The organism is Acidimicrobiales bacterium, assembly GCA_035533095.1.
Taxonomy (GTDB): Bacteria; Actinomycetota; Acidimicrobiia; order Acidimicrobiales; family Palsa-688; genus DATLUM01.
This window is the reverse complement of record DATLUM010000123.1, coordinates 1-14,163: the sequence shown is the minus strand read 5'-3', so window position 1 is coordinate 14,163 and position 14,163 is coordinate 1. Positions and strand designations below refer to the sequence as shown.

General features: G+C 67.7%; 17 protein-coding genes. 13 read left to right on the top strand and 4 right to left on the bottom strand.

Going from position 1 to position 14,163, the window contains the following annotated elements:
- Positions 1 to 235: hypothetical protein (locus VNF71_14905; GenBank protein ID HVA75845.1), on the bottom strand; the 235-nt coding region annotated here is incomplete at its 3' end.
- A gap of 209 nt (positions 236 to 444) precedes the next feature.
- Here VNF71_14905 and VNF71_14900 point away from each other — a divergent pair.
- On the top strand, positions 445 to 771 hold the full coding sequence (locus tag VNF71_14900) for a hypothetical protein (protein ID HVA75844.1): 327 nt from the start codon (positions 445 to 447) through the stop codon (positions 769 to 771).
- A 102-nt stretch (positions 772 to 873) separates the two neighbouring features.
- Here VNF71_14900 and VNF71_14895 read toward each other — a convergent pair whose 3' ends face one another.
- The gene (locus tag VNF71_14895; GenBank protein ID HVA75843.1) at positions 874 to 1,074 is read right to left on the bottom strand and encodes a hypothetical protein; all 201 of its coding nucleotides are present in this window, start codon (positions 1,072 to 1,074) and stop codon (positions 874 to 876) included.
- 448 nt (positions 1,075 to 1,522) lie between these two features.
- Between VNF71_14895 and VNF71_14890 the strand changes: the two genes are divergently transcribed.
- The 4 genes from VNF71_14890 (at position 1,523) to VNF71_14875 (ending at position 4,182) form a co-directional block, all read left to right on the top strand.
- Complete coding sequence (locus VNF71_14890; protein ID HVA75842.1) at positions 1,523 to 1,750, top strand: hypothetical protein; 228 nt, start codon at positions 1,523 to 1,525, stop codon at positions 1,748 to 1,750.
- An 82-nt stretch (positions 1,751 to 1,832) separates the two neighbouring features.
- Positions 1,833 to 2,099: a hypothetical protein gene (locus VNF71_14885; protein ID HVA75841.1), complete on the top strand. Its 267-nt coding sequence runs from the start codon at positions 1,833 to 1,835 to the stop codon at positions 2,097 to 2,099.
- Positions 2,096 to 2,416, top strand: a complete 321-nt coding sequence (locus VNF71_14880; GenBank protein ID HVA75840.1) for a HepT-like ribonuclease domain-containing protein — start codon at positions 2,096 to 2,098, stop codon at positions 2,414 to 2,416. The genes VNF71_14885 and VNF71_14880 overlap by 4 nt, the downstream gene beginning before the upstream one ends.
- A 446-nt stretch (positions 2,417 to 2,862) precedes the next feature.
- Complete coding sequence (locus VNF71_14875; protein HVA75839.1) at positions 2,863 to 4,182, top strand: DUF222 domain-containing protein; 1,320 nt, start codon at positions 2,863 to 2,865, stop codon at positions 4,180 to 4,182.
- Between the two features lie 668 nt (positions 4,183 to 4,850).
- Here the strand turns inward: VNF71_14875 and VNF71_14870 are convergent.
- The gene (locus VNF71_14870) at positions 4,851 to 6,131 is read right to left on the bottom strand and encodes an ATP-binding protein (GenBank protein HVA75838.1); all 1,281 of its coding nucleotides are present in this window, start codon (positions 6,129 to 6,131) and stop codon (positions 4,851 to 4,853) included.
- A 438-nt stretch (positions 6,132 to 6,569) separates the two neighbouring features.
- Between VNF71_14870 and VNF71_14865 the strand changes: the two genes are divergently transcribed.
- The 6 genes from VNF71_14865 (at position 6,570) to VNF71_14840 (ending at position 9,693) form a co-directional block, all read left to right on the top strand.
- Complete coding sequence (locus VNF71_14865) at positions 6,570 to 6,833, top strand: hypothetical protein (protein ID HVA75837.1); 264 nt, start codon at positions 6,570 to 6,572, stop codon at positions 6,831 to 6,833.
- A complete protein-coding gene (locus VNF71_14860; GenBank protein ID HVA75836.1) occupies positions 6,802 to 7,305 on the top strand; it encodes a hypothetical protein in 504 nt (167 codons plus the stop codon). The genes VNF71_14865 and VNF71_14860 overlap by 32 nt, the downstream gene beginning before the upstream one ends.
- A 12-nt stretch (positions 7,306 to 7,317) precedes the next feature.
- Positions 7,318 to 7,650, top strand: a complete 333-nt coding sequence (locus VNF71_14855) for a hypothetical protein (GenBank protein HVA75835.1) — start codon at positions 7,318 to 7,320, stop codon at positions 7,648 to 7,650.
- Positions 7,575 to 8,177, top strand: a complete 603-nt coding sequence (locus VNF71_14850; GenBank protein ID HVA75834.1) for a hypothetical protein — start codon at positions 7,575 to 7,577, stop codon at positions 8,175 to 8,177. Before VNF71_14855 ends, VNF71_14850 begins: the two co-directional genes overlap by 76 nt.
- A 242-nt stretch (positions 8,178 to 8,419) precedes the next feature.
- Entirely contained in the window at positions 8,420 to 9,250 is an 831-nt protein-coding gene (locus VNF71_14845) for an LLM class F420-dependent oxidoreductase (protein ID HVA75833.1), read from the top strand.
- Positions 9,247 to 9,693, top strand: a complete 447-nt coding sequence (locus VNF71_14840; protein ID HVA75832.1) for a TIGR03668 family PPOX class F420-dependent oxidoreductase — start codon at positions 9,247 to 9,249, stop codon at positions 9,691 to 9,693. The genes VNF71_14845 and VNF71_14840 overlap by 4 nt, the downstream gene beginning before the upstream one ends.
- A gap of 30 nt (positions 9,694 to 9,723) precedes the next feature.
- On the opposite strand, the gene VNF71_14835 is transcribed toward VNF71_14840, so the two are convergent.
- Positions 9,724 to 11,136 carry a hypothetical protein gene (locus VNF71_14835; GenBank protein HVA75831.1) on the bottom strand — a complete coding sequence of 471 codons (1,413 nt, stop codon included), beginning with the start codon at positions 11,134 to 11,136 and terminating at the stop codon, positions 9,724 to 9,726.
- Positions 11,137 to 11,250: 114 nt separating this feature from the next.
- Here VNF71_14835 and VNF71_14830 point away from each other — a divergent pair, with 114 nt between their 5' ends.
- Together VNF71_14830 and VNF71_14825 are read left to right on the top strand one after the other, a co-directional pair.
- Complete coding sequence (locus VNF71_14830) at positions 11,251 to 11,853, top strand: hypothetical protein (GenBank protein ID HVA75830.1); 603 nt, start codon at positions 11,251 to 11,253, stop codon at positions 11,851 to 11,853.
- Positions 11,854 to 12,578: 725 nt separating this feature from the next.
- On the top strand, positions 12,579 to 14,163 hold a 1,585-nt coding region (locus tag VNF71_14825; protein HVA75829.1), incomplete at its 3' end, for a right-handed parallel beta-helix repeat-containing protein.

Here is a 14,163-nt window from a genome sequence, read left to right as displayed (position 1 = left end):
TGCGTTTCGCCTTGCGCAGCGACCGCCAGCTCGGCATGCAATCCGCTCCCTCAGGAGGATGCCCGTCCATCCACTCTCTGGGGTCCTCGGTGAAGCGCACAGGGGAGCGGCGGACCGGCCAGACCTTCAGCAGACGGTAGGGGGGATCGAGCGGGGGTCTCTTGAGCGCGTCGGGTTGTCGTTGCGCGATGCTGCGCAGTGCTGTCGACTTTCGGCGTAGCGGTCCCACCCGCATCACCCCCCAGGCTCTGACTGCACCACAACATACGCCGCGGCGCCGCGCGTCGCAGGGTGGGCGTACACTTCTCGTCAACCCCTCGGAGAACGGGCGAGTCTTCCTTTTCGACCCGATCGACCGAGGAGGCTGTTGTAGCAATCAGCGAGGAGAGCCGTCACCATCTCTACCAACGGCTGGAGCAGGTGTTGGGGCCGAAGGAGGCCACCGTGCTGATGGAGCATTTGCCGCCCGCCGGCTGGGCCGACGTGGCTGCCAAGCGGGATCTCGACGCTTTGGAGAGCCGCATCGACATGCGGTTCGACCGGGTGGACGAGCGCTTCGCCGAGGCCGATCGCCGACTTACGGAGATGGACCGTCGTTGGGATGAGCGGTTCACGGAGATGGATCGCCGTTGGGACGAGCGGTTCACGCAGGTGGACCGCCGGCTGGAGCGCCTCGATGGGATTCCCCGAGAGTTCCGTTCGTTGCTGTACGCGCTCATGAGCTTCATGGCCGTGATGGTGGGCGCGATGGTGGCGGCCATCAAGATCTGAGGCTACGGACGAACAGGACGACGGATAGGTCAGGGGGAGAGGGGCGGGAGCCGGGAGGCGGCCGGGTAGTTCGGAGCGGCAGCGGAGCGACCCGGATGGCTCCTACGCCCGCTGCTTGTTGCGTCGCGCGTCCATTGCAGCGCCGACAGCGACTCCAACGCCAGCGCCCACAGCGAGACCCAGCGCGATTGCCCAACCTCCAAGGAGAACCCCAATCGTCGCGCCCAAACCCGCTCCGACCGCAGTCCCGATGCCGGTGTATTGCTGTACCTGTTCGTCCGTCACGGACCCCATTGCTGCCACGATTCGCTGCTCGTGCGTAAGAGGCGGAGGTCCCTTCGTTGAAGGCCGCCGGTCTTCCGAGCCGCTACGGCTGTTCGAGCAAACCGGCCCCGATCACATCATCCGCGCCAGGGCAGGCGTCAACCGTGCGGTTCGCCGCGATGATGGGCGGCGTCGTGGCGGCCATCAAGATCTGATCCACCCAGAGACGCAGGGCCGCTGACCCAGAGCGCGGCAGAGCGGTGGTCGCTCACACGGGGCGGGGTTTTCAAGGGGTTTCTGCGATAGGGGCTATCTCGATAACTATGCAGACACAAGATGTAGTGGGGACGAGTGGTCGCTTGGGGCGTGCCGGCTTCCGTTGTGGATGCCTGCGACTCGTCCCAGCCGAGCGGTACAACGAGTCAGCGAAGCAGCTTCACCTCTGAAGGAGTAGGAAGGAGCCATGGAGGCAGGACAGCCTGTTCGGGTGACCGTGTCCCACCGCATCTACGATGCGGACAGCGACACCTTCGGCAGAGAGCCGGATGCCAGGGTCACCGGCCGCTGGCAGCCCCGCCCGAAGCGGGAGACTCTCGACCGTTTCGCTCAGAAGCTTCGGAACGGGCTCTCCGACGAGGATGTCGTCGCCCTGCACGCCGATCTCGACGCCGCCTCGCCGAGATCACCGATGGCGAGACCTGACACCCGGGCGTAGAAATCGTCCTTGGCGCACTCAAGGTCAGAGTTCACCACCAAACGAACGACCACTGAAGGAGGTGAACGGTACGATGAGTGCCATGTCGAATCTGGCGACAGGTGACCGCAGCGCCACCCGGGCCGAGGTGCTCGCCGCACGCAGTGCCCTGCGCCAGCTCGCCGGACGCTACGGGCTTTCGCATCCCCGTGTCGATGTAGCGGGCACCGTGATTGTCCACACCACTGACCCCGGATACGCCACCTTGATGCGCTACGCCGAGGCTGCTGCGAAGACGATCGGAGCGTGGGTCAACGTCATCAGTGACGACGCCCCCGCTGCGCAACAGGTCGATACCGAGCAACTGTGAGTGCGACCCTGGCCGAACTGGCCCGGGTACTCGACCAGATAGCCGAGCTCATAGCCGAAGGCCGAGAAGCCTTTGATGATGACCCCCGCCAACGCTGGTCAGTCGAGCGCCTGTGGATCTACGCAGGCAACCTCGCCGACCGCCACTGCCGGGAGGCCGGCGTGGACCACGGCACCGAACCATGGGCCGAGCTCGTCCGGACCAGAAACCTTTACGCTCACTACGCACCGGACCAGATTGTCGCCGACCGGGTTTGGTACGAGACGACCGAAGACATCCAGCGGCTGCGTCAAGCCGTCGCAGCGACTGAAAGCTAACAACTGAGGGAGGCCAGACGGCCTCCCTCAGCTCAATCTTCGCCGTCCGCTCGGCGTCACCAAATAGGACACAGCCTGTTAGAACGGCTCTTCGTCAGGGTCGTAGGATGGTGATGGTGGCTGTTCCCGCCTGCGGTACGGTCGGACGGTCTTGCCGGCTTTCTCCTGCTTGAGTCGGTAGCGCTCTCGGCCCTGACGGCGCATCTCCTCGGACGTTCGGTACGGCCCCAGGATGTCGCCGACCCCTGCGCGTCGCCGGTAGCGGCGGCGGTGCGGTTCGTCGCGAAACGACTTCGGGAGCCGACGCCCTTTCTCAAGGTTTCTGCGGATGTCCGCAGAAAAGTGTTGAAAGGTCCGGGTTCACCGACATGTGCAACTCCGCCGCCCTCCCTGCGGTTCGTCTTGCTCCTGGGTGATTGTCACACCCTCTCGTTAGTCTTGACTATATGACGTTGTCCGAGGTGCTCGAGGTTTTGGCGGGGCTGGTTGACGGCCTCCAGCCCGGGTGCACCTCGGGGTCCGACGCTGCCCGCCTGGTGAAGCTGTTCGAGCGCGGTGAGCGCCTTTGCGCTGCGGGGAAGACTTTGATGCTGTCGCGCGCGGTGGAGTGCAACGAGTGGTCCAAGAGCGGGGCGCGCTCGGCCCCGCAGTGGCTGTCGCAGCTGTCGGGGGTTGCCCCGGCGGCCGCGCAGCGAACCCTGGACACCGCCGGCAAGCTCGTCTCTCAACCCGAAGTCGCGGACGCGTTGAGGTCCGGGGAACTCTCGGCGGCTCAGGCGGCGGAGATAGCCTCGGCGGTCGCGCAGAACCCCCAGGCGGCTCCGCGCCTGTTGGACGACGCGCGCAAGCGGGGTTTCAAGGGGTTGAAGCAGTCGTGTCGTGCGGCGCGCCTGGCGGCCAAGTCGCGCGAGGAGGACCAGGCCAACTACGACCGTCAAAGGGAGCGTCGTTACTGCCGGCTTTGGACAGAAGCTGACGGGTCGGGTCGGGTTGACGCCCGCATGGACGCCCTGTCGTTCGCGCGTTTCAGGGCGTGCCTGGCTCCCTTTGAGGAGGAGGCGTTCAACGCCTACCGCAAGGCCGGCACAAGAGAGCCGACCCAGCGTTACCGGGCGGACGCCCTGTTGGCGTTGGCCGAGACCGCCGCGGCGAATCGGGCCGGCGCCGAGAGTCCCACCGCGCCGACACTGCTGGGGTCGGGGCCCGCGAAGTCGAAGGTCCCGGCGAAGCTCATCGTCGTCGTGGACCGCCAAGCCCTGTTGCGCGGTTACGCCGAAGACGGTGAGCGCTGCGAGATCGAAGGTTTCGGGCAGGTTCCCGTCGCCGTGGCACGTGAGGTCATGGCGGACGCGTTCTTGGCGGCGGTGGTGACCGACGGGGTTGACATCAGAAGGCTCGCGCACCTGGGGCGTTATCCGACCGCGATGCAGAGAACCGCCTTGGAGGTGCGAGACCCCTGCTGTGTCGTCCCGGCGTGTGAGAGAACCGACGGGCTGGAGATCCATCACAGCCCCCCGTTCGAGAAGTCCCGTCACACCGTACTCGACGAGCTTGCGCGGACCTGCGGGGGCCGCGGTGGCCATCACGACCAGATCACCACCCAGGGCGCCCTCCTCTTCGGCGAGCCGGGCAACTGGCAGTGGCAGCCCCCGCCCGACTACGGCCCCTTCGACGACCCACCCGACACCGCCGGCCCGGCACGAGGCCCGTTCGACGACCCAGCGGGTACGACCTCCGGCGGTCCGTTCGACGACACCCCTCCCTAATCCGGCCCCTGCTGCCGAACCGGCCAGCGCTCCCCGTCCAGCCTCCGGAATCCGCACACCGCTATCGGGGCTGTCTTCCTAGTTGTCGCCAGCCGGCCGAGAGGATCGGCGGGGAGGGCCGAGGGCGCCGCAGGCGCCCGCCCCCTGGCGGTATGCGGGTTCCCCCGCAGGGGCGGCCCATAGGGGTCCCCGCCGATCCTTGGCGGCGAGGCCGGCCACATCCAACACCGGCCCGAATCGTCGAAGGGCTCGGTTATGGCCTGACAAGCCACAAACGGATTGTCAGGATGAGAGGTCGAGTCCAGAGCGGCCTTCCGCAGCTCGGTGTTTGAAGGCGTGTCGCGTTGCTGGACCTACACTGGGTCCGCCCCTCGGAGAACGGGTCAGTTCTCTCTGCAGAAGATCTGAGCCACCGGGGAGGCCGGAATGGCCATCAGCGGGTTCCGCTCGTTGCTGTACGCGCTCATGAGCTTCATGGCCGTGATGGTGGGTGCGATGGTGGCGGCCATCAAGATCTGATCGCAACGCACGAACACGGCGATGCGCGGGGGAGAGGGGCGGGAGCCGGGAGGCGGCCGGGTCGTTCGCGGCGGTGGCGGAGCGACCCGGGCGACCCCGGTACCGCTGCCTCTCCTCCCTTGTGAAGTTGCACCGCCGACTAATGGTGATTACGGGGCTGTTCTCCACAACCGGTCTACGGGCATCACGTGTAGACGGTCCTCGTAGGTGTACGAACGAGGACCGGCACTGAGTACGACACCCGCCAGGAAACGCTTCCCCAGCGCCTCCCGCAGTTTCCTCATGCCCTTGAAATCGCCACTCGTGACCCGCTCAGCGGCCTTCACTTCGAACGCCAGAACTCCCCCGTCGTCGAACTCGATAATGAAGTCCACCTCGTCGTCGTCTGCGGTACGCCAGTGCCCGCAAGTCACGCCCTCGTCAAGCCAGGACACCTGTTTACGAAGCTCGCCTACGACGAAGGTTTCGAGCAAGTTCCCTAGCTCTGTCAGTGCGGTGGGAACCAGGCTGGCAAGCTTGGCCGGGGTCAGCCGCAGAAGCCGGGCAGCCAGACCGGAGTCGACGACGTGCACCTTCGGTTTGGAGCCGGCTCGAGCACGCAGAGTCTTGCCCCAGGCAGGCAACCGGGCGACCAGGAAAAGATCCTCGAGCAGCTCGACGTAGTCCTCGAGCGTTTTGCGGTCGATTCCGAGGCTGCCACCGACTTGACTGAGGTTAACCAGCTGTCCCGTCTGACCCGCCAGCCGGTTGAAGACCTCACGCAAGGCTTGCCGTTGACGTACGCGTACCAGCTCGACGGCGTCTCGCTCCAAGGACTGGGTGACGTAGTCATCGAACCAGCGGTTGCGGGCCGCCGGTGACGGCCGGCCGACCGCCAACGGGAAGCCACCGACCACGACCTTGTCGATGTATTCGGTCCGGGTGGTCGGCGACGCCGACAACGAGGCAACCGCTGCGTCGGCGTCGGCCCGCAAAGCAGGAAGGAGGTTCTCCTCGACGCCGGAGATCTCACCCTGAGACAGAGGCCAGATGGTCAGCGAGTGCAGCCTGCCGGTAAGCGCTTGAGCGGTTCGAGGCAACGCATCTTGACGAGTCGAACCGGTCAGGACGGCAGTCCCGGGCAACGACCCCTCCCGGTTCAGTCGAGCCTTTAGCGCGTCCAAGAGCTCCGGGGCGTGCTGATACTCGTCCAGACACAACGGGGCAGGTCCGCCCAAAGCCGCTGCGGGGCTGGCGCGGACCGCCTCAAGAACCGCTGGGTCGTCGAGGTCGATCACCTGTACTCCACGATCCGACGCAAGCGCGCGCAAGACCGTCGACTTTCCGACTGACCTCGGACCGTGCAGAGCGATGACCGGCTCCTCTTGAGTGAGAACAGTCAGGATCGAGGACACGCGACGGGCGACCACGCCTTGCAACTGTCCGGCCATGTGGTCATCCTACCAGTGTCTCGGGACCGGACCTCCCAAAACATGAGGGGGGTGAACTCCCAAAACATGAGGGGTTACAACTCCTGGGAACGCGAGGCTCGTCCGGAATCAACCAGAACAGCTGCCCGCAATCGCCGGAACGCACAATCTGCCGAGGAGGCTGTTGTGGCCATCAGCGAGGAGAGCCGTCACCATCATCAGCGGGCTGGTGGGAGCGATGGTGGCGGCCATCAAGATCTGACCGCAACGGACGGGCGCGGCGTCGGAACAGCAGCAGGAGGAGAGGGGCGGGAGCCGGGAGGCGGCCGGGTCGTTCGGAGCGACAGCGCAGCGACCCGGGCGCCTCTGGTCCCGCCGCCTCTTCCCCAACCGTTCATTCGCCGTCCATCCCGTCCAACGGAGATCTGCGGGCGCTTGGTTCTTCGGTCGGATGGGCGAGTGAGCCAGACTGTGAACATGGCTTCTTCTCGAGCCTCCGGCGATGCTGCTCCGCAACTGGTGAGCTCCGAGGACCGCGAGGCGTTCGACCGCCAGGTCTCGGCGCTCGCAACCGCGGAGTCGACCGACGAGGGGACCGCCGACTCGCGGGCGCGCCGCATCGCGGATGCCGACGCCGATCGGGCACGACTGGGTATCCCGCCGCTGAAGACCGAGCCGGAGTTGCACCGTCTTGCCAGAGATCTCGGACTCCTTCGTCGCTGATATTCGTCGTCGGCTCGAGGCTCTCGGGATCGAGTCGGTGGTGATTGGCGCAGTGGCGGCATCGCGCTACCGGGCCACGCCGCGCGAGACCACCGACGTGGACCTACTGGCGCGGTCTCTGGTCGGAGTGGAGGAGGCGATGCGCGCAGCGGGTTTCGCTGTCCACGCCGTGGCCGAACCGGGATCCTCCGAGCCGTATGTCGTGTTCATCCGGGGCGAAGGCGTGGCCGTCGACATCCTCTTGGCCGAGACGGCGTACCAGGAGACGGCGATGGACAGGGCGGTCGGAGGCGTCATCACCGTCGAGGACGTGATCATCCACAAGCTGCTGGCGTGGCGGCCGCGGGACCGGGCCGATATCGAGTCGATCTTCGCTCAGGGCCACGAGCTCGACGAGCGCTACATCGAATCGTGGGTCGACGCGTGGGGCGTCCGCGAGCGCTGGGAGACCGCCAAGCGCGAGCTGCGCTGACAGCGAAGGGTCATGGCGCCCAGAAGGGGGGTTCTGCCGCCGTCCCGTCCACCAGAACGCGCGCCGGCGGCGGCTCAGCGAGGTGGACGGCCGGTTTTCAACGCGGCTGCGATCGCCACCCTGGCCGGCATGGCGCCGGGCCGTGTGGCGGTGGCCATCGGATCAGGGTTCACCGGCCGGTACACGCTCGGGCAGCGCTCCATGCGCTGGGCCGACGTCGCCGAGTACGTGAGGACCCTGTGCGCGCTGCTGCGCGGCGACGACGCCGTTTGGGAGGGCGCGGTCATCCGCATGATCCACCCCGACGGCTTCGCAGCCCGCGCCCGATCGACGTACCGATCCTGATCGGCGCCGACGGGCCGAAGGGCCAGCGCGTCGCCGAGGAGCTCGGGGACGGGATCTTCGCCGCCGCTCTCCCGCCGGCGGGGGAGGACCTGCCGGCGTGGAGGGCGATGCTCGCGTTCGGGACGGTTCTCGGCGAAGGTGAGGCGCCCGACAGCCAGCGGGTCATCGAGGCGGCGGGGCACGCCCTTGCCGTCGTGTTCCACGCGCTCTACGAGCGACAGGGTGCTCAGGGCGTCGACCGCCTGCCCGGCGGGTCGCAGTGGCGACAGGCGGTGGAGGAGCAGTCCGAGAGCCACCGCCACCTCGCGGTGCACGAGGACCATCTCGTGAAGGTTTCCGAGCGCGACCTGCCGGCGGTTCGAGCGGCGGCTTCGCTGCTGCCGGCGATGACGTTTACGGGGACGGCGGCGGAGCTGCGTGAGCGGGTCGCCCAGCTGGAAAGCATCGGTGTGTCCGAGATCGCCTACCAGCCGGCTGGCCCGGACATCCCCGGCGAGCTCGAGAGGTTCATGGCAGCGGTCGGTTAGCGGCGAACCGAGGGGGCTGCAGCGGCCGTCCAGCGAGGAGCTCTGCGTGATGGGGGTGTGGGTCGACGATCCCCGCCACTCGGCTGGCCCAGGAGGCGGCGCGGTCGCTGGCATCGACACGACGCCACCGAGTTCCCTCTGGGCGCGCTGGGAAGCCCGATCCGGGGCGGGCAGTCACGGGTTAGCTCGAGCCGTCGGTGTGGGTGCTCGGGGGGCGGCGCGTATGCCTTAGCGTTGCGGTGATGGAGACCGGCGTTGCGATCTTTCCGACTCATTACGCGCTCGACCCGGCTGCTGTGGCGCGGCTGGTGGAGGAGCGAGGGCACGAGTCGTTGTTCTTCCCCGAGCACACCCACATCCCGGCGTCGCGCCTGAGCCCCTACCCGGGCGGCGGTGAGCTGCCGCGCAAGTACGCCCACACCTACGACCTGTTCGTGGCGATGACCGCGGCGGCGGCCGCTACGAGCAGGCTTCGGATAGGCAGCGGCATCTGCCTGGTGATCGAGCGCGACCCGATCACCACCGCGAAGGAGGTGGCCAGTGTCGATGTCCTCTCCGGCGGGCGGGTCGAGTTCGGTGTCGGCGCGGGGTGGAACCGGGAGGAGATGCAGAACCACGGCACCGACCCCCGCCGGCGGATGGCGGTCCTGGCCGAGCGGGTCGAGGCGATGAAGGCGATCTGGACCCACGATGAGGCCAGCTACCACGGCGATCACGTGAACTTCGATCGGATCTGGTCCTGGCCGAAGCCGGCGCAACGCCCGCACCCGCCGGTCCTGGTCGGCGGGAACGGCCCGACGGTGATCGACCGGGTGCTCCGCTTCGGCGACGCATGGATGCCCAACTACGCGCGCAACCACATCCTCGAGCGCGCCGTGGAGCTCAGAGCACGCGCGGACCGTCCGGTCGACCTGATGGTGATGGGCGTGCCCGCGGACGCCCGGGTCATCGCCGAGTTCGAGCAGGCCGGGTTCCGCCGGGCGATCCACTGGTTGCCGTCCGCCGGTCGCGGGCCCGTCGAGGCAGCGCTGGACAGGTTCGAAGCCGCTGTCGCTGAGGCGCACGGGGTGTGACCGGGGAGGAGGCCCGCCGTCGGTTCTCCGAGGCGCGGGTCGCCCGGCTGGCCACCGCGGACGGTTCGGGTCGCCCGCACCTGGTGCCGATCGTGTTCGCCATCGCGTGCGACACCGTGGTCAGCGCGGTCGACCACAAGCCCAAGCGCTCGACGTCGCTGAAGCGCCTGGCAAACGTCGCGGAGAACCCGTCGGTGTCGATCCTCGTCGACGAGTACAGCGAGGACTGGGACCGGCTGTGGTGGGCCCGGGCCGACGGGACGGCCAGGGTGCTCGACCCGGGCACCGTTGAAGCCGACCGGGCGGTGGAGCTCCTCGCCGGCCGGTACCCGCAGTACCAAACGCGGCGTCCGGGCGGTCAGGTGCTGGCAGTCGACGTGCGGCGATGGTCCGGCTGGTCGGCAGTGCCGCAAGGCGACGCCGTGCGATCACCCCCCCGGTGAACAGCGCGCGACCGGGCGGTCGCTGGCGCCTCAGGTCGCTCGGCCGGTCCGGCGCTTCTGGTCCTCCACCTCGAGATCGGCGGCGGCGCAGACGCGGAGAGGATCCGATCCGGGTGTTATCGCCGCCACCCCGAACGCGATACCCGTGCCGCCCCGGGTCCGGTCACCCGGGTACTTGGGATGCTCCACCTGTTCGAGATGCGAGTAGCGGGACCGTCCCTGCGTCGCCGCCTCCGACAGGACGCCCCTCACGTCCGACACCAGTTGATGGTCGGCGAGCGAGCGCGTGGCGACCACCACGAAGCTGACCTCGTCGCCGCCGTGACGGAACGCGGCGACCGTTCCCAACGGACCGAGCCGCTGCTCCACCGTCGTCGACAGGGTCCGCAGCACGTCGTCGGCTTGGTCCCGGCCGAGGGCGGCGTTCAAGCCTCCCAGGTTGCGTATGTCGACCTCGACGTAGGCGGCCTGGTAGCCCGTCTCGCCCGTGTAAGCAGCCGCCCGGTCGATCGTCGGGAGCCGGTCTCCGGCGGGGGCGAATCCCGTGAGCGGGTCGAGTTGGCCGCCCGAGGTGAGCTTGTAGAGGCCGGCGGCCGCCTCGGCCGTGACGCCAAATCCCATGGCGGTGACGACGAAGCGCCGGCGCCGGTCGGCGCCCGAGCCGACGAAACCGCCGCCGGTCAAGTCCGTGGCCTGCTCGGGACCGCCCGAGGTAGGGCCCGACCGGATCGCTGGTGCTTGCGCGGCGATCTCCTCGACGGAGATGTTCACGTCGGGCCCGCTGGCACCTTTCGGGTTGGGCGTGTCGGCCAGGCCGGCGTTGCGCACATAGCCGCGCAACTGGACGCGAGCGTCGGAGACCGCTGCATCCAAGCGGTGCTTTAAAGACGCGGCCTCCTCGGATCCGACCGCCACGACCGTGAAGCTGAGCTTCGAACCCCCGGACCGGGCGGCCTGGACCTGGGCGCCGGGGACGGAAAGGTGGCGTTGCACCATGTTCGCCATCTCCCCGAAGACGGCATCAGCACCTGTGTGGCCCATCGCGGCGTTGAACCCGGCGAGGTTGCCGACGTCGACGTCGACCGAGAAGGCCTTGCCACCCGCTTCGGCGGCGTAATCGACCACCCGCTGTTTGTCAGCAGTGCGATCGCCGACGGGATCGAATCCGGTCACCGGGTCCGTTCCGGCGCCCCCGCCGATCGCCCACAGTTGCTGGGCGGCGCGAAGACCGAGACCGGCCGACTGGGCAGCAGACACGAACGCGTCGAAGCGGGACTGGGCCGCGCTGCTCAGCGCCGGTCGTGATCCCAACAGCTTCGTCACTGCCTGGTTGCCTGCCAGGCGCTGCAACTCGAGCAGGCCATGGCCGGTCGCCGGCGAGGGACCCGACCGCAACTGGCGGCTCCCCATCCTGCCGACGGGCTTGTGATGGAGATGACGCACTTGCTGCATGGTATGGCGGGTCTGTTGCTGACGAAGGTCCCGCGCCAGAATGTCGTCGTCGGATGGCCACCAGGCCGTCCGTCGGGAAGGTCGTATAAGCAGAGGGGGTTACACATGCACACACGACTGTTGACGTTCAGAGGTGCCACCGACATCGACGGCGGGGCCGCCTATCTCCGCGAGGAGGCACTCCCCATGATCAGAGCCCAGTCCGGGTTCCGAGGCGTGACCGCCAGCGCCAACCGCTCGGCGAACGTGTTCGGCGTCCTGTCGATCTGGGCGAGCGAGCAAGATCGGGACTCGAGTGACAGCGCCCTCGGAAAGGCTCGTAAGGAGGCGCTCGGGGTCGTGGGAGGCGACCTCACGGTCGAGAACCTCGAGGTGGCCGCGGCAGGAGCGGTGCAGCCCATCACCGCGGACTGCAAGCTGCTGATCACCCGGCTCAGCATGGACCCGGCGAGCGTCGATGACGTCATCGACTTCTTCAACAGCGAGGTGTTCCCCGTCTTCAAGGCCCAACCGGGCTTCTGCGGATTGCACAACCTGATCGACCGGACCGCGGGCAAGGCCGTCGTCGGGTCGGCGTGGGAGACCAGCGAGGCGATCGACGCCTATCTCGGCATCCAGCCCGGGCGCAGGAAGGTCGCGGAGTCCCACGGGGTGCGCTTCGACGAGCAGGAGACCAGGGACATCGTCTTCACCGAGATAGTCAGGTAGCTCCCGCGCCGCCCCCGCCGTCTCCAGGTTCTGAGCTGACGGCGCCCGACCGGACAGTTTCGGTGTTGGGAAGCCGTAGCCGCCGACGCGGCGGTTCGCGTGGGCAGCGCACGGGTCGTGAACGGCCGGGCTCATGAAGGGGCATGGTTTGCCCAGGGGCGCGCGGCCGGCGAGGTCATCACGGTCAGCTTCGGCGACGCCAACAGGGTCTCGCCACAGACCGGTCGCGCCGAGAGGGACCTCTCGTAAGGTGGATTGGCGGCTGGGGCAGATGGGACTTCGCCATCGGGCAAACCGAGGGGCGTTCGTGGCCGGTCGCCCACCGGATGTCCCCGCATCTGTTGATCGTGCGCAACTGCTCTGATTGAGTGGTGTGGGCATTGTTGCGGTGTCGCGACATTCTCTCGACAGGCCCGTGACCTTGCTGGGTTCCACTTGCTGCCGCGAGGCGACAAGGTTGTGGATGTGCGGGAGGGGCAAGCGAATGGCAGCTGCAGGGCAGCAGCAGGTTCGGCGTGCATTGCGGCATTGCCCGCTGCTCGCCATCGGTAGCGATCGTGCGCGCCTCGACGGTCGACGCCCGCGCCTAGCGGGACTCGACCCGGCCCCCGGATCGTGGGCCGGAGCACTTGTTGGGTGTGCCGTGTGCGTCTGAGTGCGGCCGTGAGCCGGTGACAGTCGCATAGCGGGCATTGCAGTTCAGTTCGAGACGACGGAGGGAAAAATTGTCAAGGAAATGGATCGGTGCCGGGCGGGGAACGAGCCTCCCCCGGATCTTCCTCTCACTGGCGCTGGCCTGCAGTGTCGGTGGAGCCATCGAGGTAGGCACGGCGGCGCCTCCTGCGAGCGCGGCGTCGTGCGTTCAGGCGGGGTCGACCGGGCTCACCGCCGCCGAGGTCGTGCAGAAGGCCAGCGATGCTTCGAAGCTTCCCGCCACGGTCGACGCCACCGGCTGTGACTTCGGCATCTACGTGAACAACAGCAGCGACAACAGCCACACTGCCATCACGATCGACGCCGTGACAGTGAGCGGCGCCAACGACCACGGGATCTTCGTCCAGGATTCGGACAACATCACGATTTCGAACTCCACGGTGAAAGACAACGGGGTCGCGCCGACCCCGGGCATCGGCGACAACAAGGCCCTGATGATGGTCGGCACTTCCGACTCGACCATCACCGGCAACACAGTCACCGGCAACCTCGCCGACGGAGGGATCGGCGTCTTCGACGACGGTCAGGTCGACAACGGCGCGCCTGGTGCGGGCACGTCGAGCCCCGCCAGCAACGACACCATCTCCGGCAACACCGTCTCGGGCAACTACGGCGGGTGCGGGATCGTGGTGTCGTCGGTGTCCGCGAACGTCCCGGCCGCCGGGGTCACCGGTGTCACCGTGAGCGGGAACACCCTCCAGGACACCCCCGGCCAGTTCGGTCCGCACGGGCCGGCGATCGGGGGGATCATCGTGGCGGGACGGTCGATGTCGAACATCACCGTCACCGGGAACTCCATTGTCGGTGCCGCCCAACCCGGCGTCGTCGTCCACTCCAACGCGCCGGGGTCGACCGTGGCCAGCGTGAGCATTACCAACAACACCTTCACCAACGACGACTGGCTGGCGACCAACGGGCCACCCGTTCCCGCCGCCATCGTCGTGGCCGCGACGCAGATCCCACCCCCGGCAACCCCGGTGATCACCGGCACCACGATCACCGGTAACACCATCTCGGGCGAGTTCTACGGGATCTGGCTGGCGGGCGCCCGCTCCACCACCACTAGCCCGAACACCATCACTACAACGGCGGGCGGCAGCGACATCTTCGATGTGCCGCCCCCCGGCAGCGGCTACTGGATGTCCGCAACCGACGGCGGGGTGTTCAACTTCGGATCCGCAGGATTCTACGGGTCGATGGGTGGCAAGCATCTCAACGCCCCCGTGATCGGCATGGCTCAGACCATGGATCAAGGCGGGTACTGGTTGGCGGCCGCCGACGGTGGCGTGTTCACCTTCGGTGACGCCGTCTACTACGGCTCGAAGGGTGGCGAGCATCTCAACGCCCCGGTGGTCGCTGTCGCCCGGACACCCGTCTTCTCCTCGCAGGGGCAGGGGAGCCCGGCCGGTGAGGGTTACTGGTTGGTGGCCGCCGACGGTGGCGTGTTCACCTTCGGTGACGCGGCGTACTACGGCTCGAAAGGTGGCGAGCATCTCAACGCCTCGGTGGTGGGTATGACGCCGACGTCTGACGGTCACGGTTACTGGTTGGTGGCCGCCGACGGTGGCGTGTTCACCTTCGGTGACGCGGGGTACT